The following is a 26,449-nucleotide window of genomic DNA, read 5'->3' on the forward strand; positions in this document are numbered from 1 at the left end:
GACGCCGGTGTGACCGGCGGCCACCACCCGTGACAGTCCCGGCCGGCTGATTCGGCCGTCCCTTCAGCCCCGAATCCCCGACCACGCGGGCCGGCACCGGAACCCCGGTGCCGGCCCTCCGTCATCCACCCCTCGGCCGCGAACCTTCGACCGTGGGTTCGTCGTCCTCCGGTCCCGCTCGTCCCGGACCCGGCGAGACATTCCCGTCGGCGCCACCCCGCAAAGCCTCCGGCGACGCATCCCGGTCAGCGGCCGGTTCATCCCCGCCCGCAGCCGAAGCACCCACCCGGTCAGCATCCGGCCCGTCGGATTCCCCCACCCGAACCGCCGCACCGCCCACCCGATCAGCACTCGGCACGCCCGGCTCGCCCACCACGGCCGCCGAGGCATCCACCTGATCAACACCCGGCTCGCTCACCTCGGCCGCCGAAGCATCCACACGATCAGCACCGGGCACGCCCGCCTCGCCCACCCCGGCCACCGAGGAACCCACCTGATCAGCGTCCGTAAGCGTGGGGTCGTCCACCCCTGCCCCCAACGCGCCTGGCTGTTGCAGGTTGGGCACAGTGGTGTCGTCCTGTCCCGCCCCCGCGCCTTTCGACCCGTCCACATTCGGAACCGTGCGATCCTCTGCCACGGCCGGAACGTCGGGCAGCGGAACCACCGCCTCGGTCCGAACGTCGACCGGCACGATCCGAGTGCTTTCCTCGTCGATCACCACAGCCGAGTCCGGTCCGGGTGCGGAGATGACGGTCGGGTCCTCGCCGACGTCCGCCCCGCGCGTGATGATCGTGGTGGTCGGTTCCTCCAACCCTGGCACCGAGGCCGTCGGCTCGCCCCCGACCGAAACGAACGTCGTCGGCTCGTCGTCGCCGACGGGATCCACGGTCGCCCCGGATACCGGAGATACCGTCGGTCCATCACCGCCCGACAGACCGGCAGGCAAGAGGAAGGCCGTCGACTCATCACCACCGGGCAGACCGGAAGGCGAAAGGAAAACCGTCGGCTCGTCACCCTCCGGCAGACCGGCGGGCGAAAGGAACACCGTCGACTCAGCACCCTCCGGCTGACCGGCAGGTGATAGGAACACCGTCGACCCATCACCCTCCGGCAGACCGGTAGGCGAAAGGAAAACCGTCGACTCACCACCGCCCGGCAGAGCGGCCAGCGAGATCACGCTCGTCGTCTCGTCGTCGGCCAGAGGTTCGGCAGGCGAAGTCGCGGTCGGCTCATCATCGGCCGGCAGTCCGGCGGGCGAGACCACGGTCGTCGTCTCGTCTCCGCTCGGCAGTTCGGTGGGCGAGAGGAAAACCGTCGGCTCGTCACCGGTCGGTCGGCCGGCATGCGAGAGGGACGCGGTCGGCTCATCATCGCCTGCGGAATCGACGGCCGCCGTGGGTGCCGGAGACGACGTCGAGTCGCCGCTCGGTGATGAGTCCTGGGTTGTGCCGGAAGAAGTCCGCTGAGGGCGCACGCCGGGAGTGAGCAACGCGGTCTCGGCTGATCCGATTCGCACGAAGACCGTGTCGTCCTCGTCGCCGTGACCCGGGTCGGTCGGTGGTTCGTCGTAGCGGTCGAAGCCCGGGATCATGTGGGGCCGATCGTCCCTCGGCGGAACGATGACCTGCGTCTCGTCGCTGTCGTACTCCCGTGCCCGGCGTTCCTCCTCGGCCCATCGGGTCTCCCACGCCCAGTCGTCGGCCTCCTCCGGATATGCCGAGTGGGGCGCCGCGTCAGCATCCGGACCGGGTGCTGGACCGGCCGGACCGCCCGAGCTACCGGCAGAACCACCCGAACTCTCCTGCCCGCCCGCTCCCGCCGAACTGATCGACTCGGCCGACCGCCCCGAGCCGGCCGCCTCCGCACCGGCCAATCCCGTCGGTCTGCCCAGGTCAGCCACTCCGGCGGGCCGTTCCAGACCATCCACTCCGGGAACAGCAGCTCCCGCCGGCCCTGCCGAACCGCCAAGTGCCGAACCAGCCGATCCGGCCGGCCCTGCCGAACCACCGGATCCCGAACCAGCCGACCCCGAACCGGCCGACCCCGAACCGGCCGACCCCGAACCGGCCGACCTGGCCAGGCCCGCCGAACCGCCGGATCCCGAACCACCCGATCCCGAACCGGCCGACATGGCCGGCCCCGCCGAACCGCCGGGTTCCGAACCAACGGACCCCGCTGGCTCTGCTAGATCGGCCGAACCGGAAGATCCTGATGCGGACGACCCCTGCGGTTCAGCGGGCCCACGCCCACCGCCGGATGTGGAACCGCTGGTGAACACCTCGGTGGGCAGACTTTCGAGGTTGGGACGTGACCCGCTGCTCCTCGGAGAGGGAGCAGGAGCAGCCGGAGAGGAAGAATGACCGTCGTCCGCAACAGGTCGCGTCTCGTTCGCCGGGACGTCGTCCGCGGCGGCTTCGACCACGCCGGCCGTTTCGGCCTGATGGTCTACCGAAGCACGTTGCATCTCGGCAGCCAGGTCGGCCTCACCCGCACGGCGCGCCTCGCCCGCACGGCGCCGATCGTCGGCGATCCGTTCCCCCGCGGCGGGCGTCGAGTCGGTCACTCCATTTCCGGTGGGCTCCGGTCTGTCGTCAGCCTTCGCGGCCCCCTGAGCGTCCCCGGCTACGCCTGAAACCGAGTCCGGATCGCCGGAGTCGGCGGGGACCGCCGCTGATTTCGCCGGGGTGGGTGGCCGACTGACAGCAGTGGGCCCGGGCTCGAAATCGGCGGAAGCCGGGCGGGGAGTAGCGGCAACGGCAGAGACGACACCAGGGGGGACGTGGTCCGCGCGACCGTCGCCGGCTGGGCCGGAAGCAGAGCCGGCAGGTTCTTGGGAAGCGCGGCCGGAGGGGGCAAGCCCCGTGGGTTCGGCCGCCGAGAAGTCGTGAGTCTCCGGGTCGGCGGCTACGGATCCGACTGGACTCGAAGCAGCACCGACAACACCGGGAACATGACCACGGCCGGAGTCGGCCGGGCTGGAAGCCGAGCCGGCTGGGCCAGGAGCACCCGGCACTGCGAGTACGGGATCGCCCGGGCCCGATACGGAACGGTCGGGGCTAAAAAGCCCGTGGCCCGCGGAGCCGAGACCAGAGGAGGTGGGGCCCGCAGAGGTGGGGCCCGCAGAGGTGGGGCCCGCGGAAGGCGCGGAAGGCGCGGAAGGCGCGGAGCCCGCGGAAGGCGCGGAAGGCGCGGAAGGCGCGGAAGGCGCGGAGCCCGCGGAAGGCGCGGAAGGCGCGGAAGGCGCGGAGCCCGCGGAAGGCGCGGAAGGCGCGGAGCCCGCAGAGGGCGCGCTCGTCGGGGACGAGCTGGCAGAGCCCGAGCCCGAGCCCGCGGAGGCGGGGCCTGTGGGGGCGTCCGCCGATGGGTCGTGGGGGTGGTCGGTGGCTCGGCGGGAGCGCTGTTCGGCGTAGGCGCGGGCCTGCGAACGGATGACCGCCGACTCGGTGGCCGCGCGGTCGAGCCAGCTCTCCCAGCGTTGTTGCATGGGGCGGATCAGGCCGCCGCCGACACCGACGATGATCACGCCGGCGACCGTGGCGAGGATGGTGATCAGGAGGGGGCGGGTCACCGAGGTGGCGATGCCGATCTGGTCGAGGCCGGCGATCGCTCCGAGGGTGACGATGACGGCTGCGGCCGCCTTGGCGAGGACGGCCCCATACGCCAACCCGCCCAGGACGGCCAGGAGGAGGTCGTGGGCGGCGCGGGCGATGGCCGCGGTGACGACCACGATGACGATGGCGACGAGCACCTGCGGCAGCCACGAGATGAGGGCGGTGATCAGGTCGCTCGCCGGGTTGGGCCCCCAGATGCCGAACGCGGCCTGCAGCGTGAACAGCAGCACCACCACGAACACGAGCCGGGCGCAGACGTCGGTGACGCCCGGCGCGCCGGGTCTCAGGAGACGCCCGGCCGGGCCGCTCTGGACGAGCCGGTCGAAGCCGGCGCGCCGCAGGGCCTTGGCGGTGAGGGTGCGGGCCAGACGGGCCAGCAGGTAGCCGACGATCAGGATCACCACGGACACCAGGACCGTCGGCAGGTAGAGCACCACGGATCGCCACATGTCGTTCAGGCTGCGGGTCAGCCCGTCTCCGGTCATCCGTCCTCCCTGACTCGGCGAGGCGGGACGCCGGACACCGCCTCACCGAAGGAGTACCACGCCCCCCTGACATTCGGGCGCGCCCCTGCGCAAAGCGGCATACCACCCGGCCGATTCGGGCAGTGGCCCAGACCTCGGACCACCAGGGCGGTGGGACACCCTTGAAGTCTGGGCCCGTTTCGGCACGGCTTGCCCGGGGTGGCACCCGATCGGTGGTTCGGGTCGGCTCGGCGCTCTCGGCAAGGGCCGGGGGCGGTTCGCGCACGCGAAGGCGGCACTGGGCCTCGATCACCGCCGGATGGACGGGGCGGCAGAAGTGCCGGATGGACGGGCGGCAGAAGTGCCGGATCCGGCATCGGGTGCGCCCGTACCGGCGGGGCCTCATCGCATACGGGCCACTCACTCACGGTGACCGCAAGCGCGGATCGTCGAAGGCATCCACACCGGAGCAACACCGGGTAACGGTCATTAACCGGACGGACGGCCGGTGGGGCATCGTACAAACGGACCACACGGGATAGGCTTTCCGCATGGTCGGGTCGGGAGGTCTCGGGGCGGGCGGTCTTCATCCGTCCCCGGTCACCACGCTCCCCGTGCAGACCGCCGGTGTGCAGCACGCCGGCCTGGGCTGTTCGGCGCTGGTGCACGCCTTCGACTGGTCGGCCACCTCGCTCGGGCCGATCACGCGGTGGGATCCGGCGGTCCGCGCGGCGGTCGAGTTGGCGCTCTCCTCACCGGTCCCGATGCTGCTCACCGTCGGTGACGATTTCGTGGTCATCTACAACGACGCCTACGCCGAGGTGCTCGACGGGCTGCATCCGGCGGCGCTGGGCCGTCCGGCCGCGTCGGCTTTCGGCGCCGCGTGGGATCAGCCGGGCCTGGGTGACGTGATCCAGCAGGTGCACCGGAGCGGCCGGTCGATTCTCGAGCCGGAGAGTCAGGTGCAGTTCGCGCCGGGCCGCACGGAGCCGGCGTTCTACACCCGGGGTCACTCGGTGGTCCGCACGTCGCGGGGCGCGGTGGCCGGGGTGCTGACGGTGGCGGCGGAGACCACGCACGTGATCCACCGGCTGCAGAGTCTCGGCGAGCTGACCGCGCGGCTCGCCGGCGCGCTCACCATCGATGATGTCACGCGCGTCGTCCTCGCGTACGCCATGGCATCTTTTGATCTTGATCATTGCGTCCTGGCCGTCGACGACGGGCTGACCTACCGCTATGTCCGCCGCATCCGGGGCGAGATGCTCGACGAGGCGGACGAGCGGCTGCCACCGGTGTGGCGGCGCATCAGCGCCGATCCGGAGGCGCCGGCGGTGGCGGCGGCGGAGACGGGACGTGCCACGTTCGTCTCCGACGGCGAGCCACTCGCGGCGGTCGCGTCCGACCGGCATGAGCGGAGGGTGCGAGCGCTGGCCGCGCTGCCGCTGCGGGCGCCGTCGCTGCGGGGTGCGCTGACCGTCGGGTTCCGGCGCGCGCACGTCTGGCTGCCTGCCGAGCGGGCGCTGCTGACGGCCGCGGCGGAGCTGGTGGCGCAGGCGGCGGAGCGGGCGCGGCGGTTCGAGGCCCAGCACGGCACGGCGCAGTTGCTCCAGCGCAGCATGCTTCCCGAGCATCTGCCCGAGTTGGAGAGGTTCCGGATCGCCGCGCGGTATGACGTGGGCGTCGACGGCAACGCCGCGGGCGGCGACTTCTATGACGCGTTCCATCTGCTCGACGGGCGGCTGGCGATGGTGCTCGGTGACGTGGCCGGTCACGATGTGCGGGCCGCCGCGGTGATGGGCCAGGTGCGGGCCGCGCTGCGGGCGCTGGCGCTCACCGATCCGGCGCCGCCGAGCGTGCTCGCCGGGCTGGACAGGCTGGTCGGCTCGCTGGGCGCGGAGTCGCGCAACGAGGAGATCTTCGTGACGGTCGTCTACGGGGTGCTCGACCCGTCGGACGGTTCGATCACGCTGGCCAGCGCGGGCCATCCGCCACCGGTGCTGCGCCGGGCCGGCCGGGCGGTCGGTGAGCAGGCCACCGCCGAGTTGGTGAAGGTGCCGCCGGGCGCGCCGCTGGGCCTGGGCGGCCGCTGGCAGACCGGTGCGGTGCGGCTGGAGCCGGGCGACACGATCCTGATGTTCAGCGACGGCGTGGTGGAGCGCCGCGACCGGCCGCTCAACGACGGGCTGGACGCGCTGGTCAAGGCGGCCGCCGCGTCGCCGAGCGGCGACCCGCGCAACCTGTGCTCGCTGGCGACCGCCGCCGTGGAGGGCACGACCGACGACGACGTGGCGGTGCTGGCGGTGGAGCACGCGCTGGCGATGAGCCGGTCGGCGACGTTGCAGGTGGCGGCCGAGCCGACGAGTCCGAGCCGGGTGCGGCAGTGGATGACGACGCGGCTGCGTGAGTGGAGCGTGCCGGAGACGGTGATCGGTGCGGCGATCCTGTGCACGAGTGAGCTGACGACCAATGCGCTGCTGCACGCGGGCACCCCGGCGCAGGTGCACATCGACCTCAACGCGGAGCGTCTGTTGGTGTCGGTGGCCGACACCGGCACCCGGGGCAGTGTGATCCGGGCGCACGCCGACACGCTGGCCAGCCGGGGTCGAGGCCTGGGGCTGATCGAGGAGCTCAGCGACTCGTGGGGCACCGATCCGACGGTGCGGGGGTCGACGGTGTGGTTCGAGATGCTCTTGGCGGGTAAAGCGCGGGCATGATCTCCCCGGGCATACAGGTGCCCGATTTACTGTTCGCGCTGTTCGGGACGGGCGCTCTGCTCGCCGGGATTCTTCCGCGGGTGCTGGAGCGGCGGCCGCTGTCCATGCCGATGGCCTTCCTCGGGTTGGGCCTGCTGTTGTTCGGGTTGCCGCTGGGCTTGCCGGAGGCCGATCCGCTGGCGCATCCGAAGCTGACCGAGCACCTCACCGAGGTGTGCGTGATCGTGGCGCTGATGGGCGCGGGGCTGAAGATCGACCGGCCGTTCGGGCGCCGGCGGTGGGCGTCGACGTTCCGTCTGCTGATCATCGCGATGCCGGTGACGATCGCGGCGACGGCGCTGCTGGGCTGGTGGTGGGCCGGGCTGGTGCCGGCGTCGGCGCTGCTGCTGGGCGCGGCGATGGCACCGACCGATCCGGTGCTGGCCGCGGATGTGCAGGTGGGCGAGCCGACCGACGAGGAGGACTCGGAGGACGAGGTGCGGTTCGCGCTGACCTCCGAGGCGGGACTGAACGACGGGCTGGCGTTCCCGTTCGTCTACGCGGCGATCGCGATCGCGTTGCACGGCCTCGATCCGGCCGGCTGGCTCGGCGAGTGGGTGCTGGTCGACATCCTCTACAAGGGTGTGGTCGGCCTGGTCGGCGGCATCGCGATCGGGAGGTTCCTCGGCAAACTGTTCTTCCGGGTCAAACGGGACTCACTGCGGCTGGCCCGGCATTCCGAGGGCTTTCAGGCCCTGGCGGCGACCTTTCTGGCGTACGGGCTGGTCGAGGTCGCCGGCGGCTACGGTTTCCTGGCCGTGTTCGTGGCGGCGCGGGCGATCCGGGCGGCCGAGCGCTCGCACGAGTACCACCAGGTGCTGCACGATTTCGCCGAGCAGATCGAGCGGCTGTTGACCGTACTCCTGCTGCTCCTGCTCGGTGGCGCCGTGGTCGGTGGCCTGCTGGCGCCGCTCACCTGGCAGGCGGCCCTCGCCGGCCTCGCGCTGATCTTCGTGGTGCGCCCGCTGGCTGCTTTCGCCGCCCTTCGGGGAGCCCCCGGTCGCCCATCGGAACACTGGGTGATCGCCACGTTCGGTATCCGTGGCGTCGGCACCTTCTATTACCTAGCGTATGCAGTGACACATGCCGATTTTCCGAACGAACCGCTCATCTGGGCGACGGCCGCATTCGTCGTCGTCGTGTCCGTAGTGCTGCACGGCGTAGCCGCGACGCCGGTGATGCGTCACCTGGATCACACACCCGCTTACCAAGAGTAGTTTAAAACTGCTCTAAACCAGACAATGAACCGGCTGGTGGTGACGAAGCGTTATCAGTGCCGTAGAGTACGAAGGTAACTGGGGATGTCCACCATGGAGCGGCTCATGCGGATCAGAGGCTATGCACCCTTGACACCTTGCTGGGTGGAACTGGCGAGTGCGGACCCCGCACGCGCGGCACAGTTCTACGGAGAGTTGTTCGGCTGGGAGTCGGCGGGTGATCGGTTCAAGCTCGGGGGGCGTGCTGTCGCCGGCCTCACCCGCAGTCAGTACGACAGGCCCGACGGCTGGCTCACCCACCTGAGCACACCCGACCTCGAGGAGACGCTCGAACAGGTCGCCCTTTCCGGCGGCCACTGCCTGGTCCACCCGACCGAGGCGCACGGCGGCCGGCGCGCGATCGTCGCCGACCCGAACGGCGCCATCATCGGCCTGTGGCAGGCGTACGACTTCGCCGGCGCGCAGGCCGGCGGCGAGCCGGGCACGATGTCGTGGCCGGAATTGATTACTGATGACCCGGACGGCGCGGCCCGTTTCTACGGCTCGGCGTTCGGCTGGCTGCTCAACCAGCAGTTCGGCTCCGGCGAGTGGCTGAACCAGGCTCACGACGCCGTCGCCGGCCTCGCCCCCGGTTACCGCGGCGCCTGGTGGCGTGCGGCCTTCCAGGTCGAGGACATCCGGATCACGGCCGACCACTGCGAGCGACTCGGCGGCGCGATCATCATGGAGCCGGTGGAGGCCGGGCTGACCGCCCTCGCCGAGCTGCGTGACCCGTTCGGCACCCGGTTCACGGTTGCCGCGCCGGTGCACCACCCGGTCGAGCTGACCGTCTCACTCGGCACGCTGCCCGCCTGGGACTGACCGATACAGATCAGTTGCGTGTTTCTCGGAAGAGGCCGACCCCGAGGGGTCGGCCTCTCCGTGTTCCCCCCGCGGCTCCCCCGTGCGAGGCGTGTGAAACGAGCCCGGACGGGTAATGGCACAGGCGTTCGACACTCGCGACGAGAGGACGGCGTGATGACCGACCAGACGGACGCCGGCAATGCCATCAAGGATCCGCAGGACTGGACCACGGGTGACCAGCCGGCCACCGGGGCGCAGGAGTCCTACCTGCACACTCTCGCCACCGAGGCGCACGAGGACGTTCCCGAGGGGCTGACCAAGGCGGATGCGTCCCGCAAGATCGACGAACTGCAGGAGAAGACCGGCCGCGGCGCCTGATCGCGTACCGGCCGGGCCCTGTGCGGCTCCACCGTCGTCTCGACGGGGAGAGCCGCACAGGGCCTTTTCTTCGCCCGTGTCGTCAACTTCAGTTGACACCACCGGGTTGTCAACGTAAGTTGACGTCATGACCGAAGCTACCGATCTCGCCGCCGCCGCCGGCAGCACCGACCCACGGGTGGGGCTGCGGGCGGTGGTGGCGCTGCGCCGGCTCCTCGAGGGCCTGGAGCGCCTGCAGGTGGCGAATGCCCGGGCCAGGGGCTGGTCCTGGCAGGAGATCGCCGACGCGCTGGAGGTGACCCGCCAGGGCGTCCACAAGAAGCACGCCCGGCTGCTGCCGATGCCGGATCCACGGGAGGACTGAGATGTTCGAGCGATTCACCAAGGCGGCCCGCGAGGTCGTGATCGGGGCGCAGGCGAAGGCCCGGCTGCTCGGGCACGAGACGATCGGCACCGAGCACACGCTGCTGTCGCTGGTCTCCGGGGAGAACGGCGCGGTCCGGGAGGCGCTGCGGGGCGTCGCGGGCGAGGTCGACGAGGCGTATGTCCGGGAGGCGATCATCCGGCACGTCGGCGACCGCAGTGAGACCGCCGTCTTCGCCGACAGGGACGCCGAGGACGCGGCGGCGCTCAAGTCGATCGGCATCGACCTGGATGCGGTGCGGGCCGCGATCGAGGAGAACTTCGGGGCCGGGGCACTGCACCTGCCCCGGCCAGCGCCGAAGCGAAAGGGCATCCTCGGGCGGTTCACGCCGACCGCGGCGACCGGGCACCGGCCGTTCTCGGCGCGCAACAAGAAGGTCCTGGAGCTGTCGCTGCGCGAGGCGATCCGGCTCAAGCACAACTTCATCGCGCCGGAGCACATCGCGCTGGGCATCCTGCGCGAGGGTCAGGGTCTGGCCATGCTGATCCTGGCCGAGCGCGGGGTCGACTTCGACGCCGCCCGCGAGCGGCTCGCCCAGTCGCTGAACACCCCGGCCGCGTAGCGTCGGTCAGCGGGTCGCGGCGTAGAGGAGACGGTCCCGCCACTGCCCGCGGATGTGCAGGTAGTCCTTGAGGCGACCCTCGTACGTCAGGCCCGTCTTCTCCAGGACCCGGCGGGAGCCGGTGTTGGCCGGGTCGCACGTGGCGGCGACCCGGTGCAGGCCGGCACGGTCGAAGGCGAAGGCCAGCACCGCGGCCGCCGCCTCGGTGGCGAGGCCCCGGCCCCAGGCGGAGCGGGCCAGGGCGTAACCGAACTCGCCGCGGGCGTGGATGTGGTTGGTGACGCGGAGCTCCACGGCGCCGACCACATGACCCTCGTGCTCCACGGCGAACAGGTGGACGCCCTCGGCCGGGTCGGCGGCGTCGGCCACGAAGGCCTCGGTCTCGGCGAGCGTGTTCGGGCCCCAGTCCATGTAGCGGACCACCTCGGGGTCGCTCGCGTAGGCGTGCACGGCCGTGACGTCGCCGGGCTCGAAGGGGCGCAGCAGGAGACGGGCGGTCGTCAGTTCGCTCACCGGGTCACGGTAGCCGGGGCGGAGTCCTCGTGGATCGGGCGCGGGTGGCCGTACCGAAGCGGGGTCTCAGAGGCGCATGCGCATCGCGGGGTCGGACGTGCGGGCGAACCCCAGGGATGTGTAGAGCGGCTCGCCGTCCGGCGAGGCCTTCAGGTCCGCGGTGCGCACGCCCTGGTCGCGGAACCATTGCAGGAGCGCCTCCATGCAGGCGCGGGAGTATCCGCGGCGGCGCATGCCGTGGTCGGTGATCACGTTGAAGACGTAGCCGACGCGGCCGTCGGCGCTGTGCGGGTTGCCGAGGTGCTCGTCGATGACGCCGACCGCGCACGCGGCGAGGCCCGGACCGTCGGGATTCTCCACGACGAAGGCGGCCAGCACGGGCTCGGCCGCGCTGAGGCGGCGCAGCAGGGAGGCCCGGGCCGGGGCACGCCAGTCGTCGTTCCAGTCGTCGCGCGGGAACGCCCGCAGCATGATCGCGCGGAGGCGGACGAGCTCGTCGACGTCCTCGGGGGTGGCTTGGCGAATCTTCACGGGAGAAGCCTAACCTTATTTCAGATTTGAAGTTTCAGATTTGAAGGAGTACGGTTCGGGTCATGGCCGAACCGCTGACCGGGACGCAACTGGCGCACTGGCGCACCTTCCTCGAGAGCTCGTGGGCACTGCACACGCGCCTGGAGGACGAGTTGCGCGCCGCCACCGGGTTGAGCATGAACGATTACCACGTGCTGGTCGTCCTCGCCGAATCGCCCGGGCGGCGGATCCGGATGGGCGAGCTGGCCAGCCGACTCGTGCTGTCGCCGAGCCGGATCACCTACCAGATCAACTCCATGGTCAAGCGCGGCCTGGTGCGCAAGGAGAGCTGCCCCGACGACGGGCGCGGTCAGGAGGCCGTCCTCACCGAGGAGGGGCTGACCGTGCTGCGCGACGCCGCGCCGGCACATCTGACGACCGTGCGCGAGAGCTTCATCGATCATCTCGACGACGAGGAGCTGGCCGTGATCGGCCGCGTCTTCGCCAAGATCAGGAAGGTGTGAGACCCATGCCCGCCATCACCGTCGACGACGTCCTCGTCCTGCCCCGCCTGCCGCGACTCGACCCGGTCTCGACCGAGTTCCGTGCGGTCAAGCGGCTGACGACCGCCCCTCAGGGCTACGAGGGCGAGGGCTTCCCGGTCCGCCGGGCCTTCGCCGGGGTCCCGATGTCCGAGCTCGACCCCTTCATCCACCTGGACCAGATGGGTGAGGTCGACTACGCGCCCGGCGAGCCGAAGGGCACCCCCTGGCACCCGCACCGTGGGTTCGAGACGGTCACCTACATGATCGACGGCATCATGGACCACCAGGACTCCCTCGGTGGCGGCGGCTCGATCTCCAACAGCGACACCCAGTGGATGACGGCCGGCTCCGGGATCCTGCACATCGAGGCGCCGCCGGAGCAGCTGGTGGTCAGCGGCGGGCTCTTCCACGGGCTGCAGTTGTGGGTCAACCTGCCGCGGGCGGCCAAGATGATCGACCCGAAATACCAGGACATCAGGGGTACGAAGGCGGGCCTGCTCACCACACCCGACGGCGGTGGGCTGATCCGGGTGATCGCCGGTGAGATCGCCGGGCACCGTGGCCCGGGGTCGACGTTCACACCGATCAACCTGGCCCACATCACCCTGCAGCCGGGTGCGGGGCTCGACCTGCCGTGGCAGACCGACTACAACGCGCTGGTCTACACGCTCTCCGGCGAGGGCTGGGTCGGCACCGACATGCGGCCGGTCCGTCTCGGGCAGCTCGCCACCCACGGGCCGGGCGAGGCGATCCGGGTCGAGGCGAAGACCGAGCTCGACCTGTTCGTGATGGGCGGGCAGCCGATCCGGGAGCCGATCGCCCACTACGGGCCGTTCGTGATGAACACACAGGCCGAGCTCAAGCAGGCGTTCGAGGACTTCCAGAAGGGACGGCTCGGCGTCATCCCGGCGGCGCGCGTACCGCACACCGACTGACTACGCTGAGCGGTATGGACCGCATCGAGCGATTCGCCGACGTCGTGGTCCGGGCCGGCGTCAACGTCCAGCCCGGGCAGGGAGTCATTCTTCGTACGGACACCGCGCACCTGGAGATCGCCCGGGCCGTCGTGGCCGCCGCGTATGCGGCCGGGGCGGCCTGGGTCGAGCCGATCTGGTCGGACGGCCCGATGCGCCGGGCCGCCGTCGATCACGCCAGCCTGGAGTCCCTCTCCGCCAGCCGTGGCTGGGCGCTGCAGCGCATCCGCGAGTGGGCCGAGCAGGGTGTCGCGTCGATCGCCCTGCACGGCGACGCCGACCCGCACCTGCTCGACGGCGCCGACCCGGTGCGCGCCGCCGCCTTCCCGGCCGAAGAGGTGCGGGCCATGCGCGAGCACGTGATGGGCAGGCTCCGCTGGACCATCGTCGGCGCGCCCAACCCGGGCTGGGCGAACCAGGTGTTCGGCGAGCCGGACACCGAGCGGCTGTGGGAGGCGGTGTCGACGGCGATGCGCCTGGACGCCCCGGACCCGGCTCTGGCCTGGCGGGAGCGGGCCGCGACGCTGGCCGATCGTGGAGCGCGGCTCGACGCTCTGGAGCTGACCTCGGTGCGCTATGCCGGGGCCGGCACCGACCTGACCGTCGGCCTGATCCCGGGGTGCCGGTGGACGGGCGGCGGGCTGGTCGACGCCGCCGGAGTGCCGTACATGCCGAACATCCCGACCGAGGAGGTCTTCACCAGCCCCGACCGGCATGCCGCGGACGGGGTGATCCGGGTGACGAAACCGCTCGTGCTCAACGGCAGTCTGGTCCTCGGCCTGCGCCTGGAGCTCTCCGGCGGGCGGATCGTCGACGTCTCCGCGGACTCCGGCGCCGACGTCGTGCGGGCCCAGCTGGAGACCGATCCGGGCGCCCGGTCACTGGGCGAGGTGTCCCTGGTGGACTCGGACAGCCGGATCGCCCGTACCGGGATCGTCTTCCACAACACGCTCTTCGACGAGAACGCCGGCTGTCACGTGGCCTGGGGGTCGAGCTTCCCGTTCGCCGTCCCGGGCGGCACCGCGATGACCGTCGCCCAGCGCGAGGAGCTGGGGCTGAACACCTCGGCGGTGCACACCGACGTGGTCATCGGCGGCGACGGCATCACCGTCACCGGCACCGGGCCCAAGGGCACCGTGGAGATCATCCGCAACGACGAGTGGGTGCTCTGACCCGTCACCAGCGTCCGTGGCGGCGGTCCCGCCACGGACGGCCGTCCGGGTCATAGACCAGGCGGTACGCGGGGAGCGCCCACAACCGCTGATGCCACGGCAGGCGCTCCGTCTCGTGCGGGATCAACCGGCCCGGCGGGCGGGGGCCGACCCGGCCGCCGTCGCGCCAGTCCCGCAAGCGGTCCGCGGCCTCGGTCATCGCCGCCACGGCGCCGGCCGGGTCGAGCAGGTCGGCGTCGTCGCCCTCGGCCCGGCCCAGGTGCTCCCGCATCAGGGCCAGCCGCAGCTCCCGGGGGAACCGCCGGGCGCCGTCACCGAGCCCGGCCGGGTCGCGGGGTTCCCGCTCGTCGCGGGTGTCGTCGAGAACCGCGCAGGAGAGCTCGCTGTCGTGCGTCCACGAACGACGGTTGAAGTTGTCACTGCCGACACTGCACCAGACGTCGTCGATCACGCACATCTTCGCGTGCACGTAGATCGGGGTTCCGGCGTCGTTCTCCAGGTCGAAGACGTGCACCCGGTCGCCGGCGGCCCGTCTGCACAAATCGATGGCCTGCTCGCGGCCCACCTGGTTGGGTGGCAGGGCGAAACCGCCGTCCACGTCCGGGTGGCGCGGCACCACGGCGATCAGGTGCAGCTCCGGCTCGTCGCGCATCTCCTCGGCGAAGAGCTGGGCCACCTCCTTCGACCAGAGGTACTGATCTTCCAGGTAGATCAGGCGGCGGGCCCGTTTGATCGCCTTGGTGTAGCCGCGGGCCACACTGCGCTCGCCGAGCTTCGCGAAACCGTACGGCGGGCGCATCGCCGGGTAGGTCCGCAGCACCTGGACGGTGTGCGGGCCGCACTCCGGCGGGTCGGGCGGCTGCTCGGGCAACGGGTCGGGACTCATGTCCTCGTGGCGCAGGGTGTCGGTGATCGTCGCGATCGGGCCGTTCTGGTCGAGCGGGACCCGGTCACACCACCGCTCGCGGAACGACTGGTCGAGAGTGCCGACCACCGGGCCGCGCAGGGCGAGCTGGATGTCGTGCCAGGGCGGGTTCGGACCGTACGCCGACGCCATCTGGACGGCCTGCGGATCGCCGTGGTGCTCGGCGTCGTCCCGGCGGCTGTGGCACAGGTCGATGCCCCCGGCGAAGGCGATGTCCAGCTCGGGACGGCCCGGATGGCGCAGGACCACGAGCTTCTGGTGGTGTGACCCGCCACGCCGGACCCGCTGGTCGAGCAGCACCTCCCCACCGGCCGCCTCGATGTCGTCGCTGAGGTTCCGGTTCTCCTCCTCGCTGTATGCCAGCTTGTCGAGGTGGGAACGCCACAGCAACCCCTTGACGACCACTCCGCGCGCGGCGGCCGCCGAGAACAGCTCCGCCACGGTCGGGCCGTCGTCGCTGGTGCGCTCGTCGGGGTCGCCGCGCCAGTCGGTGAAGAACAGGTGGTCACCCTGTTTCAGCTGGCTGACCTCGGTCACCAGCCGATCGAAGTAACTCTGCCCGTGAATAAGCGGCTCGACCGTGTTTCCGGTGTTCCATATGGGTATGGAGGTGTCCGGGTTGCCGCGTTCGGCAGCGGAGAGAAGCCATTCCTGCGGCGGCACTACAGCCCCTTCGAGGTCGACGACGCCCTCACGGTAAGCCTCCCGCACGCCGCCCGCATCCGGAGCGCCAACCCCCGACCCCCGCGGAGGACAGGACACATGAGCAGCGAGCCACTGACCACCACGCCCGTCGCCGACGCCACCGACACCGCTGAGAAAGGTCTGCTCATCGCCGTCCTGCTCCTGGTGATCCTCGGCACTACCGCGATGCTGTCGATGCTGTGACCGCGAACATCGTCGGGATCGGCTCGCCGCCCTCGACGAACCCCTCGAACCGCAGGCCCGCCTCCAGGAACGCGGTCAGCAGCCCGGCCAGCGGCCAATGGCTGGCGCCGACCTTGTCCCGGACCCCCGGTCGGTCCAGGACGCCTTCGTCCAATAGCCATCGAGATATCCGGTACGGACGACGACCGCGGCCGGATCGCTGCGGTCGGCGAACCCACCACAGAACGCCGGGTGCACACCGATGTGAACGAACCGCCCGCCCGGGCGCAGGACCCGGCTCACCTCCCGCAACACGGCGGGGTAACCGGGCATGTCGGTGTGCGCCATCACCGTGATCGCCGCGTCCACCGAGCCGGTCCGCAGCGGCAGCCGGGTCGCGTCGGCGCGGGCGATCGGCAGACGGCCGGAGGCGTGCCGCAGCATGCCGGCGGACAGGTCGACACCGACCGGGCTCCAGCCGAGCTCCCGCAACTGGGCGGCGTGGACGCCGGTGCCGCAGCCGACCTCCAGACAGCGGCCGGGGCCGGGGCCGAGCTGCTCGGTGACCGCCCGCCGCACGCCGAGCGGGTCACCGGGCAGGCTGCCCGGCAGGAACTCGGTCTCATACCAGTCCGCGATCTCGTCGTAAGCCGCTCTCATCCGTAGAAAGGTATACCCAGCACTACCCCGGAAGGTGTCCCTGAACGGCTGGGCCGGGTCCCGTGCGGCTGGCTACGGTGAGCCGGTGCTGATCGATGACCTGAAGGACCGCCGCTATCTGATCACGGCCGCGCCGTGGCGGTCGCTGCTGCACCTGGCGGTGACCGCCGTCATCGCGGCGCCGATCGGGTTCGGCTTCTGGATCCTGCTGCTGCCCTGGCTCGTCGTCGGGCAGGAGATCACCGAGGGCCGCGAGCCACGGGCGGCCGGGGTCGTCCTGATGCTCGTGTCGGCGGCCCTCTTCGCCGTCGCCGCGCCGGCGGTGGCGCTGCCGCTCGCCGCGCTGGAGCGGCGCCGGCTGGGGCTGCGCGCCCCGCACCGGCCGCTGACCTCCGGTCCGGTCGCCTGGTTCACGGCCCGCTACCGGGAGGAGTCGACGTGGCGGGCCGTCGCCTACGCGGTGGTGCTGGCTCTGGCCGCTCCCCTGCTGTGGCTCGGCGCCGCCCTGGCCGTCGTCCTGCAGGTGGTGCTGCTGCTGAGTCCATGGATCGCCGAGTGGCAGCTCGGCGACCTGGTGATCCACGGCGGCCCGGCGTCGGTGCCGTTCCAGATGCTCGGGCTGGCCCTGCTCCCGGTGATGCTCTACCTCACCGGCGCCGTGGCGGCGCTGCACACGGCACTGGCCCGGCGGCTGCTCGGCGGCGCCGACGGTCTGCGCCACCAGCTGACCGAGGTGTCGCTGTCCCGGGCCCGGCTGGTCGACGCGTTCGACGCCGAGCGCCGCCGGATCGAGCGTGACCTGCACGACGGTGCCCAGCACCGGCTCACCAGCCTCACCCTCCAGCTCGGCATGGCCCGGCTCGACCTGCCCGGCGACTCACCCGCCGCCGAGCCGCTGGGCCGGGCCCACGACCAGGCCAAGGAGCTGATGGTGGTGCTGCGCGACCTGGTGCACGGCATCCGCCCGCAGACGCTCGCCGACGTGGGGTTGCCGGCCGCGCTGTGGGAGCTGGCGGCGAATTCGCCGGTGCCGGTGACGATCGACGCCGACGGGATCACCGGGCGCCTGCCGGAGCGGGTCGAGACCACCGCCTACTTCGTGGCGGCCGAGGCCCTGACCAATGTGGCCAAGCACGCGCACGCCACATCGGTGCGGCTGGGCCTGGCCCGGGCCGGTGAGACAGTGGTGCTGGAGGTCCTCGACGACGGCCGGGGCGGCGCCGACCCGGCCCGCGGCTCCGGGCTGACCGGGCTGGCCGACCGGGTGTCCGCGGCCGGCGGCAAACTGCTGCTGGCCAGCCCGCCCGGCGGCCCGACCCTGCTGCGGGTCGAGCTGTGACCCGGGTCGTCCTCGCCGAGGACGGGGTGCTGCTGCGCGAGGGCCTGGTCGGGGTGCTGGTCCGGTTCGGGTTCGAGGTGGTCGCCGCCGTCGGTGACGCCGCCGAGCTGATGGCCGCCGTCGAGCGGCACGACCCGGAGCTGGTGGTGACCGACATCAAGATGCCACCGTCCTTCCAGGACGAGGGTCTCCGGGCGGCGGTCCGGCTGCGCAAGGCCCGCCCCGGCCTGCCGGTCGTCGTGCTCAGCCAGTATGTGCAGCAGGACTACGCCGCCGACCTGATCGCCACCGGCGACGGCGTCGGCTATCTGCTCAAGGACCGGGTCGCCGACATCACCGAGTTCGTGACCGCGCTGCGCAACGTGGTCGCCGGCGGCACGGTCGTCGACCCCGATGTGGTCCGCCGCCTGATCAGCCGTCCGCAGGATCCGCTGGCCGGGCTGTCCGGGCGCGAGCGCGAGGTGCTGGCGTTGATCGCCGAGGGCCGGTCCAACTCGTCGATCGCGGCGGCCCTGTTCATCAGCGACCCGGCGGTCGGCAAGCACGTCGGCAACATCCTGGCCAAACTGGGCCTCCCCCCGACCGACGACACGAACCGGCGGGTGCTGGCAGTCCTGGCCTTCCTCCGAGCCCGATGATCCGCTCACCACGGTCCCGCCGCGCGGCTACGCCACCGCGCACCGGCGGGGTCGCGCCGCGGGCAACGCCACCCGCACCACAGCCGGGCTCCCACCGCCGGCATCGCCACCCGCGCCACCAGCCGGGCTCCCACCGCGGGCAACGCCACCGCGCCACCGGCGGGGTCGCGCCGCGGGCAACGCCACCGCGCCACAGTCGGATTCCCACCGCGGGGCATCGCCACCCGCGCCACCAGCCGGGCTCCCAGCGCGGGCGGCGCCACCGCGCCACCGGCGGGTCCGCGCCATCAGCGGGTCCGCGCCACCAGCGGGTCCGCGCCGCGGGGTTACGCCTCCGGGGGTGCGGGGTCTTCCGCGGCGGTGGCCAGTGTCCAGCTGTTCGGGGACCAGATCGGCGTGGCCGGGTCGCCGACCTGCGCGAAACCGATCCGCCACGCACGTATCGGTGGCCGGTTCAGCGACCACCAACGGTCCGACAGGGCCGTGCCCACGGCCACGCACCGCTCCGCCTCCGGCCCCGCGGCGAGGATCGCCCCGTCGGCCAGCACCACCGCGCCGCCCGCCCCGCTGTCGTCGAGCACCGCGAAATAGCTCTGCTCCCGGCCGGGGATCGAGGCGTGACTGACCCGATGATGCCAGGCCGCGGCCGCGAACCAGAGACCGCGATAGGCGTCGACGTCCAGGGCCGGCCGCCAGCGGGCCGGCGACACCTCCTCCAGGTTGTCCAGAGCGACGGCGACCGGCGGGTGGCTGTGCGGATGCCGCGCGCCGAGTGGACCGGCGGCGCCCATGAAGCCGGCCGCGCAGACCACGGTCGCGGTCAGTGGGCCGGGGCGGACGTCGAGGACCGGGTGGATGCCGCCGTGCGCGACCGGGACGATCAGCCGGCCGCCGGGCGCCAGCCGGTCCAGCCAGTGCGGGGAGATCCCGGCGACACCGACGGTCACGATGATGCGGTCGTAGCGGTCGGGCGGGCCTCCGGTGTATCCGTCGGCGGCTTCGACGCGTACCCCCGCTATGCCCGCCCGGGCCAACGCGGACCGTGCGCGGGCCGCGACGTCGGCCTGAACGTCCACGGTGGTCACCACGGCGCCCAGCGAAGCGAGAAGCGCCGCGTTGTAGCCGGTGCCCGCGCCGATCTCGAGAATCCGCATGCCGGGCGCCACGTCGAGCGCCTCGATCATGGCGGCCATCAGCGACGGCTGGCTCGACGAGCTGATCGGGACGTCACCGGCCAACTTGGTGACCAGCACGTCGTCGCTGTAGACGGTCGGAAGGTACTCCGGGTCGGCGGGCACTACCCACTGGCCGTCGCGGCGGTGGAACCCGTCGGGCACGAAGATCTCACGTGGCACCGTCGCGAACGCCTCGGCCAGCGCGGGCGAGAGGTTGCCGCCGCGGATCTGCTCGAGGTAACGCCGCCGGACGTCTTCCATGACTGACACGGTACGGAAAACGCCGCCGGTACGGTGAGACTCGTGAATGCGATGTTCACCGGGAGGCCAGGTCGACAGCGGTCTGAAGGCATCGGCGGACGTCGGTGGCGTGGTATGGCCACTCGGACGGCTCGATCGCGGCCATGAACCCGTCGTAGACGACCGCCTGCCGCAGGAGCTCCACCGGGCGCAGCAGTTCCGCGGCCCGCAGGGCGTCGTGGTCCGGCCAGAGCTTCGCCCACGCGGCCCGCACCTCGGGGTCGCCGGGGATCCGCACGGCGTCGTAGGCCGGATTGCCGATCACCGCGTCTCCCCAGTCCACGATGGTGTGCCGGTCGCCGTCGCTGATCACGTTGCCCATGTGCAGGTCGCCGTGGACCAGGGTGTCCGGGAGGCCGCACTCGTCGACTTCGGCGAGCCGGCGCGGCAGGCCGTCGAGCAGGTCCGCCAGTCCCGGGACGTCCGAGAGGTACGGCCGGGCGATCCGTGGCAACCCTTCCAGCGACAGCGTCGGGACACCGGCCGCTCGTAGCTCGTCCACCCGTCCGGCGAAGCGCCGCTGAACCGGGTGGAGGGCGGCGAGCATCGCGGTGCGCAGGTCCGGCCCCGCCTCGTAGCAGTCCTCGCCTGCCACGTGCGCGATCAGAGCCCGGCCCTCGTCGCCGGCGGCCAGCACATACGGCACCAGGTCCGGCGCGACGTCGCCGACCAGCCGCAGCACGGCCGCCTCGTGCGCGAAGAACGGTGGCACCTGCTTGAGCCAGGCCACCGGCGTGCCGGCCGGGTCGTCGAACCGCCAGATCGCCGACAGGTTCCAGGTGCGCTGCTGCCGGGCGGTCAGGCCGGTCAACCCGGCACGGTCGAGCGCGCCCGCCGCCCAGGCCAGCGACGCGGTCACTCCCGCCGCCTCGGCATAGGCCGCGCGCAGCGGATGCGGGGCCAGGTCGACGTCGGCCGGCAGCAGACCGGCCGGCTTCTCGTGCGTCATCGCCAGATAGGTGACGTGGCCGCCGGGTGGTTCCCGGTCACCGTGCAGCAGCCGCAGCACGGTGACCTCGACGCCGGCGCCGGCCACCACGCCGGCGACGTCCTGCCACCAGGGCGCCGCGACGGTGAAGGGTGGCAACCGGCCGAGAAGCTCGCCCGCCGGATCGACGAGCACGAGAGAGACGGTACGGCTCACCGGCCGAGTCTCGCACGCAGGAAATTCCGGTCGGCCCGCCCCAGCAGCCGGAGCCGGGCCATGCCGCCGTCCGGGAAGATGTCCAGCCGCACCTGTGTCACCCGGGGTGCCTCGAGCAGCGCGAACCGGTGCGGGGTGTCGGGGCGCAGCGCCACCCGGGGCAGCAGGTCGTGGGCGAAACCGTCGCTGTCGAAACCGGTCAGCGTGGCCCAGCCGGGAGCGTTTCCCTTGAAGTGGCTGGTGTCCAGGTCGGCGAAGCGCAGCTCGGCCGGGGCGGCCAGTCGCACCAGCACCCAGTCGTTGCCGTCGTCGCGGCGCCGGGACGTCTCCCAGCCGTCGCCCATGTTGCGGGCCAGGCCGGGCATCAGCATCCGCTGCGGGTTGCCGTAGAACATGTTGCTGCAGTCGACGACCGTGGCGCCGTACTCGGCGGCGGCCACGTCGAAGATCTTCGGCAGCAGCTCCGGGTCGGGCACCACCTCGCCGTGCACGCGCAGGCGGGCCACCCCGCCGTCCGGGAAGATGTTGAGCCGCACGTGCGTGAACCGGCGGCGGTCGTCCACCGGGTACAGGTTGCGGCCGTCGCCCTTCAACCGGGACTTCGGCAGGATCTCCACCCAGTCGGCGGCGGCCAGCTCATCCGGGCCCGGATAGCCGGACAGCTCGACGGCGTCGACCGACGCGTGCGGCGGGAAGTTGCCGGTGAAGAACGCGGTGTCGATGTCGACGCCGTGCACGATGCCGGGCGCGCCGAGCCGGACGATCGCGAAGTCGTGACCCGGCGACCGGCGGCGGCGCGTCTCCCACCCGTCGTAGACCTGTCCCTTGTGGTCGAACGTCCTCGGCGCGTGGCCCGGCACGTCCGGCAGCACCAGGTGGTCGGCGGCGGCGAAGAACTCGTCGTTGGCGTGCACGACGCCTCCGCCGAACGCCCGGGACGCGAGGTCGGGCAGCGCGCTGAAGTCCATCAGATCTCCCTTGCCAGGAACTTTCCGCCGGGCTTGTCGCCGGTCACGACGCCTCCGCGCAGCCAGGTGGTGCGGACCACACCCCTCAGGACCTTTCCGGCGTACGGCGTGACGGGGTTGCGGTGGTGCAGCGCGTGCGCGTCGACGACGAACGTCTCGTCCGGCTCGAACGCCACCAGATCCGCGTCCGCGCCGACCGCGATGCGGCCCTTGTGGCGCAATCCCACCAGATCGGCGGGGCGGCGCGCCATCCACTTCACCACGTCCGCGAGGGTATGCCCCCGCTCGGCGGCCGCGGTCCAGATCACCGGAAGACCCAGCTGCACCGAGGCGATCCCGCCCCACGCGGCCGCGAAGTCGCCGGTGTCCTGCCGTTTCAGGTCGGGCGTGCACGGCGAGTGGTCGCTCACCACGCAGGTGATCAGGCCGTCGGCCAGCGCCTCCCACAGTCTGTCGGCGTTATCGGTGTCACGGATCGGCGGGCAGCACTTGTACTCGGTGGCGCCGTCCGGGATCTCGGCCGCGTCCAGGGTCAGGTAGTGCGGGCAGGTCTCGGCGGTCACGCGTACCCCCTCGATCCTGGCCCGGGCGATCAGCGGGAGGGCGGAGGCGGCGGAGAGGTGCAGGATGTGCGCCCGACGGCCCGCGGCGCGGGCCACCTCGACGGCGGTCGCGACCGCGGCATGCTCGGCGTCCTGCGGGCGAGAGCTCAGGAAGTCGGCGTACGCGGGGGAGCTCGCCGCCTCGCGCAGGTGGTCCGGGTCCTCCGCGTGGATCACGAAGAGAGCGTCGACCGCGTTCATCGCCTCGGCGAGTTGCGTGGCGTCGACCGGCGGGAACTCGGGCACCCCCGAGTCGGCGAGGAACGACTTGAAACCGAAGACACCGGCGGCGTGCAGGCCCGGCAGGTCACCGGCGTTGCCCGGGATCGCGCCGCCCCAGAAGCCGACGTCGACGTGGCACTGACCGGTCGCGGCCGCCTGCTTGATCCTCAGCGCTTCGGCGTGCACGGTCGGCGGCAGGCTGTTGAGCGGCATGTCGATGATCGTGGTGACGCCGCCGGCCGCCGCCGCCCGGGTGGCCGTGGCGAACCCCTCCCACTCGGTGCGGCCCGGCTCGTTGACGTGCACATGCGTGTCCACCAGGCCGGGAAGCAGCGCGGTGTCACCGAGGTCGACCTCCTCGGCCGCCTCGGTCACGGCGTCGTAGGGCAGCACCGCCGTGATCTTCCCGTCCGTCACCACGACCGCCGCCGCCCGCTCCCCGTCCGGCGCCGTCACGCGCCGCGAGCGCACTACAAGATCAGCCATGGGGCGACCCTATCGGCGGTTTGTTTCGGCCGGCGGCGATCCGGTCCGTCAGGGATGCCGTTACGGCGGGTAGCGGAGTACCGTGCCGCTCCATGGTGCGACGATGGAGCGTGGCGGCCCTGGCCGCCCTCTGCGGTGTGCTGATCGCCGCGGCCCGATTCGGCGACGGCGCGCCCGGCACCGCCGCGCTGCTGTTGGCCCTGTTCCTGGTGCTCGCGTTCGTGCTGTCACCGCTCGTGTTTCCGCGCGCCGCGGCCGCGGACGACCGCCCGGTCGTCTACTGGCGGCCGGGCTGCGTCTTCTGCCTGCGGCTACGGGCCCGTCTCGGCCCCGACGCGGACCGGCTGCGCTGGGTCGACATCTGGCAGGACCCGTCCGCGGCCGCCGCGGTCCGGGAGATCACCGGCGGCGACGAGACGGTGCCGACGGTGGTGATCGGCGGCCGGGGCCACGTGAACCCCGACCCGTCCTGGCTGCGCGACCAGATCGTCCCGACGACGCCGTCTCAGGCCTGAATCAGTTGCCCGTCGGTCCACCGCAGGAACCGGTCGAACAGCTCCATCGGCGGCCCCGGTGGCAACTCGGTCATGGCCCGGTCCAGGTGGCCCCACATGTACATGGTCAGCAGCACCCGATCCGCGCCGTCCGACAGCGACACCCGCGCCGGGGTGCACGGCCAGGGGTCGCCGCACGCCCGGCACTTCCACGACGGCCGCTCACAGACATGCTCGATATCACTCTGAGTCACACTATCGATCACTGAACGACACTCCCTCGCGTTGCGCGCGGTCCCGCCTCGTAGTACTCCCCACAAGCATCGAAGGTTCGATCCACACCGGATTTGCCGGTGCCACTATGGTTCGACTCACCGACATCGACCATCACGGAAGGCAACCGGCGTGACGAACCAGCAGCCCGCGATGAACACCGGACCGAACATCCTCCTGCGCGGCGCCGCCGTCGCGGTCCTGGCAGTCGTCGTTCTCGCCTTCGCCACACTGGCGGTCATCGACCCGGCGTCGCTGATCAGCCTCGCGCCCGATTGGTTCGGCGAGCCGGGCGCCGCCTCGATCCTCGCCCGCACCGGTCTCGTCGGGCTGATGGCGGGCGTGCTCTACAAGGCGGTCCGCGAAGGCAATCGCGGCCACGAGGAGATCGCCACCTGGCTGACACTGGCTGCGCTCCTCATCGTCCCGGTCTTCTCGATGGTCTGAACACGGGGGTACGGCCACACCTCCCCCACCGCACCACGGGGAACCCCGCCTCCGGCGGCTACCGCCGGCTTTCCCACCGCGCCCGTCCCCACCGATCGGCGCCCGGTCGGCGGCTCATCCCGGAACCGGCTCGAAGCCGTTCGCGGTGGCAGGGCCCCGATCGTGGATCTCCCCCGCTCCGCTCACCGTGAAGACGTGATTGCGCCGGGTCCGCGCCTCGAATCGCTCCCACTGCCCGCTCCCCCATTCGTCGGGGCATCGCGCGTCGATGTCGCCGTGGTCCGGCCAGACGACCAGCCGGATCACGTGCACGACGTTGTCGCGCACCTCGATCCGCCACCGGTCGTCCTCCTCGTCGCCCTCCGCCGTGATCACCCCGTTGAGCACGTGATCACAGGTGAAGTGCTCGAACACCGCCGGCCGCAACCACGTCGCCGGCAGGTCGCCGCGGATCTCCGCCCCGGGCGCCAGGAACGTCTCCACCAGGTAGGCGAGCCAGATCTCCGCGTCGTAGAACTTCTCCCCGCCGCTCCAGATCAGCGCGTCACCGGCAGCCGTCGGCACCCATTTGCACCAATATCCGGGGTGCTCCGGGCCGGGTTCGCCTCCCCCGTACATCTCACCGGGCTCCAGCCCGTTTCCGCTCACCACGAAGGGGCCCGCAGCCCGCGACTCGTGCCGCGTCTCGGCGAATCGGTCGAGATATTCCACCTCGTGTGGATTCAGCGGCGGAACGATGGTCACCTGTCCCGTGAACTCGGTGTCGTAGCCCACTGTCCGTCCTCCGCCGCTCGTCTCAGGCCAGGGTGGTCAACTGCTCCCGCGGGAACCCGGCGTCGGTCAGAGCCCCGCAGTCCAGGCCGCGCAACAGATAGCCGGCGAGCGCACGGGCGGTGGCCGGCTCGTCGGCGATGCCGCTGTCCTGCCGGTCCAGGTATCGCCGCAGACGTGTGACGGCCGTGTCCCGGCCGTCCCGGAAGAACTCGTAGGTCGCCGCATACCGGGTCGCCAGCTGGGCCGGATGCAGGTCCCAGCCCTGGTAGTAGCCACGTTCCAGAGACCGGCGGACCAGTCGCCGGTGCAGCTCCCAGGCGGCGTGCACGTCGGCGGTGTCCCCGACCGGGAGCACGTTGGTCGACCCGTCGGACAGGCGCACCCCGGTCTGGGCGGCGGCGGCCTGCATCACCGCCTTCGCATAGTCGGCGGCCGGATGCTCCATCGACTGGTAGGCGGCGGCCACCCCGGCGGCGGCGCTGTAGTCGTAGGTGCCGTAGTGCAACCCGGTGCACCGGCCGGCGGCCGCGGTGATCAGGCGCGCGACGGCCGCTGTCCCGTCGGCGGCGAGCACGGCCGACGGCAGTTCGATCTGGATCTCGAACGTCAGGGTGCCGGCGCTCAGGCCGTACGATCGCTCGAGTCTCTCGCAGAGGGTGACCATGGCGGCGACCTGGTCGGAACCGCTGACCTTGGGCAGCGTGATCGTGAAGAGGCCCTGGTAGCTGTCGAGGAACAGGTCGAGCGTGCGCAGCGACCGGCGCCGGGTCGCGGCCTCCAGCGACTTGATCCGCAGCCCGGTGAACGGCGGCCGTGGGCCGTCGGCGAGGATCGCGGCGGCCTTGCGGACGGCCGCGTCCTCCTGGTCGTCGTCGCGGACGCCGTAGCCGTCCTCGAAGTCGACGCGCAGGTCCTCGATCGGCTCGGTGGCGAGTTTGGCGCGGACCGCCGGGTCGGGCCAGGGGAAGTCGTGCCGGTCCATCGTGTCGAGGGCGATGCCACCCCAGTCACGGAATCCGTCGAGGCGGTCGGCCGGGACGTAGACGGTGTGGACCGGCTGCCGGCCGGGCCGCTCACCCGGATAGCGGGCCTGCAGGAACGCGTCGTGTGCGGCGAGTCCGGCGTCGATGTCGGCGTAGTCGTCCTCGTTCAGGCGCAACGGTCGGCCC

Annotated in this window: 26 protein-coding genes; 14 read left to right on the forward strand and 12 right to left on the reverse strand. The window is 71.9% G+C overall.

Annotated elements, in window-relative coordinates:
- Positions 1-121: 121 nt before the first annotated feature.
- Positions 122-4,096 (reverse strand): mechanosensitive ion channel family protein, encoded by a 3,975-nt coding sequence (locus tag ACQPZW_RS39715; protein WP_433791185.1) that lies wholly within the window; start codon positions 4,094-4,096, stop codon positions 122-124.
- A gap of 530 nt (positions 4,097-4,626) precedes the next feature.
- Between ACQPZW_RS39715 and ACQPZW_RS39720 the strand changes: the two genes are divergently transcribed.
- The 6 genes from ACQPZW_RS39720 (at position 4,627) to ACQPZW_RS39745 (ending at position 10,252) form a co-directional block, all read left to right on the forward strand.
- The gene (locus tag ACQPZW_RS39720; protein ID WP_433791186.1) at positions 4,627-6,789 is read left to right on the forward strand and encodes an ATP-binding SpoIIE family protein phosphatase; all 2,163 of its coding nucleotides are present in this window, start codon (positions 4,627-4,629) and stop codon (positions 6,787-6,789) included.
- Positions 6,786-8,045 (forward strand): cation:proton antiporter, encoded by a 1,260-nt coding sequence (locus tag ACQPZW_RS39725; RefSeq protein WP_433791187.1) that lies wholly within the window; start codon positions 6,786-6,788, stop codon positions 8,043-8,045. Before ACQPZW_RS39720 ends, ACQPZW_RS39725 begins: the two co-directional genes overlap by 4 nt.
- 144 nt (positions 8,046-8,189) lie before the next feature.
- A complete protein-coding gene (locus ACQPZW_RS39730) occupies positions 8,190-8,906 on the forward strand; it encodes a VOC family protein (RefSeq protein WP_433791188.1) in 717 nt (238 codons plus the stop codon).
- Between the two features lie 156 nt (positions 8,907-9,062).
- Positions 9,063-9,266 (forward strand): DUF3072 domain-containing protein, encoded by a 204-nt coding sequence (locus ACQPZW_RS39735; RefSeq protein WP_433791189.1) that lies wholly within the window; start codon positions 9,063-9,065, stop codon positions 9,264-9,266.
- Between the two features lie 127 nt (positions 9,267-9,393).
- Entirely contained in the window at positions 9,394-9,630 is a 237-nt protein-coding gene (locus ACQPZW_RS39740) for a helix-turn-helix domain-containing protein (protein WP_109589537.1), read from the forward strand.
- Between the two features lies 1 nt (position 9,631).
- Entirely contained in the window at positions 9,632-10,252 is a 621-nt protein-coding gene (locus ACQPZW_RS39745) for a Clp protease N-terminal domain-containing protein (RefSeq protein WP_433791190.1), read from the forward strand.
- Positions 10,253-10,258: 6 nt separating this feature from the next.
- Here the strand turns inward: ACQPZW_RS39745 and ACQPZW_RS39750 are convergent, their stop codons facing one another.
- Together ACQPZW_RS39750 and ACQPZW_RS39755 are read right to left on the reverse strand one after the other, a co-directional pair.
- Positions 10,259-10,765: a GNAT family N-acetyltransferase gene (locus ACQPZW_RS39750; RefSeq protein ID WP_433791191.1), complete on the reverse strand. Its 507-nt coding sequence runs from the start codon at positions 10,763-10,765 to the stop codon at positions 10,259-10,261.
- A gap of 66 nt (positions 10,766-10,831) precedes the next feature.
- Entirely contained in the window at positions 10,832-11,296 is a 465-nt protein-coding gene (locus ACQPZW_RS39755) for a GNAT family N-acetyltransferase (protein WP_433791192.1), read from the reverse strand.
- 62 nt (positions 11,297-11,358) lie between these two features.
- Here ACQPZW_RS39755 and ACQPZW_RS39760 point away from each other — a divergent pair, with 62 nt between their 5' ends.
- Genes ACQPZW_RS39760 through ACQPZW_RS39770 form a run of 3 tightly spaced genes read left to right on the forward strand, consistent with a single transcriptional unit; the run spans position 11,359 to position 13,966 of the window.
- Entirely contained in the window at positions 11,359-11,799 is a 441-nt protein-coding gene (locus ACQPZW_RS39760) for a MarR family winged helix-turn-helix transcriptional regulator (RefSeq protein WP_433791193.1), read from the forward strand.
- A gap of 5 nt (positions 11,800-11,804) precedes the next feature.
- A complete protein-coding gene (locus ACQPZW_RS39765) occupies positions 11,805-12,755 on the forward strand; it encodes a pirin family protein (RefSeq protein ID WP_433791194.1) in 951 nt (316 codons plus the stop codon).
- A gap of 14 nt (positions 12,756-12,769) precedes the next feature.
- Entirely contained in the window at positions 12,770-13,966 is a 1,197-nt protein-coding gene (locus ACQPZW_RS39770) for an aminopeptidase (protein WP_433791196.1), read from the forward strand.
- Positions 13,967-13,970: 4 nt separating this feature from the next.
- Here ACQPZW_RS39770 and ACQPZW_RS39775 read toward each other — a convergent pair whose 3' ends face one another.
- On the reverse strand, positions 13,971-15,554 hold the full coding sequence (locus tag ACQPZW_RS39775; RefSeq protein ID WP_433797751.1) for a phospholipase D family protein: 1,584 nt from the start codon (positions 15,552-15,554) through the stop codon (positions 13,971-13,973).
- A gap of 99 nt (positions 15,555-15,653) precedes the next feature.
- Here ACQPZW_RS39775 and ACQPZW_RS39780 point away from each other — a divergent pair, with 99 nt between their 5' ends.
- Positions 15,654-15,779, forward strand: a complete 126-nt coding sequence (locus ACQPZW_RS39780) for a hypothetical protein (protein ID WP_433791197.1) — start codon at positions 15,654-15,656, stop codon at positions 15,777-15,779.
- Between the two features lie 75 nt (positions 15,780-15,854).
- Here the strand turns inward: ACQPZW_RS39780 and ACQPZW_RS39785 are convergent, their stop codons facing one another.
- Positions 15,855-16,418 (reverse strand): class I SAM-dependent methyltransferase, encoded by a 564-nt coding sequence (locus ACQPZW_RS39785; protein ID WP_433791198.1) that lies wholly within the window; start codon positions 16,416-16,418, stop codon positions 15,855-15,857.
- An 85-nt stretch (positions 16,419-16,503) separates the two neighbouring features.
- Between ACQPZW_RS39785 and ACQPZW_RS39790 the strand changes: the two genes are divergently transcribed.
- Both ACQPZW_RS39790 and ACQPZW_RS39795 read left to right on the forward strand, forming a co-directional pair.
- On the forward strand, positions 16,504-17,757 hold the full coding sequence (locus tag ACQPZW_RS39790; protein ID WP_433791199.1) for a sensor histidine kinase: 1,254 nt from the start codon (positions 16,504-16,506) through the stop codon (positions 17,755-17,757).
- Positions 17,754-18,395, forward strand: coding sequence for a response regulator transcription factor (locus tag ACQPZW_RS39795; RefSeq protein WP_433791200.1), 642 nt, complete (start codon positions 17,754-17,756; stop codon positions 18,393-18,395). The genes ACQPZW_RS39790 and ACQPZW_RS39795 overlap by 4 nt, the downstream gene beginning before the upstream one ends.
- A gap of 326 nt (positions 18,396-18,721) precedes the next feature.
- Here ACQPZW_RS39795 and ACQPZW_RS39800 read toward each other — a convergent pair whose 3' ends face one another.
- Genes ACQPZW_RS39800 through allB form a run of 4 tightly spaced genes read right to left on the reverse strand, consistent with a single transcriptional unit; the run spans position 18,722 to position 23,292 of the window.
- A complete protein-coding gene (locus tag ACQPZW_RS39800; RefSeq protein ID WP_433791201.1) occupies positions 18,722-19,831 on the reverse strand; it encodes a protein-L-isoaspartate O-methyltransferase family protein in 1,110 nt (369 codons plus the stop codon).
- 55 nt (positions 19,832-19,886) lie between these two features.
- Positions 19,887-21,014 (reverse strand): phosphotransferase family protein, encoded by a 1,128-nt coding sequence (locus ACQPZW_RS39805; RefSeq protein WP_433791202.1) that lies wholly within the window; start codon positions 21,012-21,014, stop codon positions 19,887-19,889.
- On the reverse strand, positions 21,011-21,982 hold the full coding sequence (alc, locus tag ACQPZW_RS39810; protein ID WP_433791203.1) for an allantoicase: 972 nt from the start codon (positions 21,980-21,982) through the stop codon (positions 21,011-21,013). The genes ACQPZW_RS39805 and alc overlap by 4 nt, the downstream gene beginning before the upstream one ends.
- Positions 21,982-23,292 (reverse strand): allantoinase AllB, encoded by a 1,311-nt coding sequence (gene allB / locus ACQPZW_RS39815; protein ID WP_433791204.1) that lies wholly within the window; start codon positions 23,290-23,292, stop codon positions 21,982-21,984. The genes alc and allB overlap by 1 nt, the downstream gene beginning before the upstream one ends.
- Before the next feature lie 92 nt (positions 23,293-23,384).
- Between allB and ACQPZW_RS39820 the strand changes: the two genes are divergently transcribed.
- Positions 23,385-23,807 carry a glutaredoxin family protein gene (locus ACQPZW_RS39820; RefSeq protein ID WP_433791205.1) on the forward strand — a complete coding sequence of 141 codons (423 nt, stop codon included), beginning with the start codon at positions 23,385-23,387 and terminating at the stop codon, positions 23,805-23,807.
- Here the strand turns inward: ACQPZW_RS39820 and ACQPZW_RS39825 are convergent.
- On the reverse strand, positions 23,798-24,040 hold the full coding sequence (locus ACQPZW_RS39825; RefSeq protein WP_433791206.1) for a hypothetical protein: 243 nt from the start codon (positions 24,038-24,040) through the stop codon (positions 23,798-23,800). The two genes, ACQPZW_RS39820 and ACQPZW_RS39825, sit on opposite strands and share 10 nt — an antisense overlap.
- Before the next feature lie 151 nt (positions 24,041-24,191).
- On the opposite strand from ACQPZW_RS39825, the gene ACQPZW_RS39830 reads away from it, so the two are divergent.
- Positions 24,192-24,506 carry a hypothetical protein gene (locus ACQPZW_RS39830; RefSeq protein WP_433791207.1) on the forward strand — a complete coding sequence of 105 codons (315 nt, stop codon included), beginning with the start codon at positions 24,192-24,194 and terminating at the stop codon, positions 24,504-24,506.
- A gap of 114 nt (positions 24,507-24,620) precedes the next feature.
- Here ACQPZW_RS39830 and ACQPZW_RS39835 read toward each other — a convergent pair whose 3' ends face one another.
- The gene (locus tag ACQPZW_RS39835) at positions 24,621-25,280 is read right to left on the reverse strand and encodes a hypothetical protein (protein ID WP_433791208.1); all 660 of its coding nucleotides are present in this window, start codon (positions 25,278-25,280) and stop codon (positions 24,621-24,623) included.
- 22 nt (positions 25,281-25,302) lie between these two features.
- Positions 25,303-26,439: a DUF6986 family protein gene (locus ACQPZW_RS39840; protein WP_433791209.1), complete on the reverse strand. Its 1,137-nt coding sequence runs from the start codon at positions 26,437-26,439 to the stop codon at positions 25,303-25,305.
- Positions 26,440-26,449: the final 10 nt, after the last annotated feature.

The sequence above is a fragment of the Actinoplanes sp. CA-252034 genome (assembly GCF_050956125.1).
Taxonomy (GTDB): Bacteria; Actinomycetota; Actinomycetes; order Mycobacteriales; family Micromonosporaceae; genus Actinoplanes.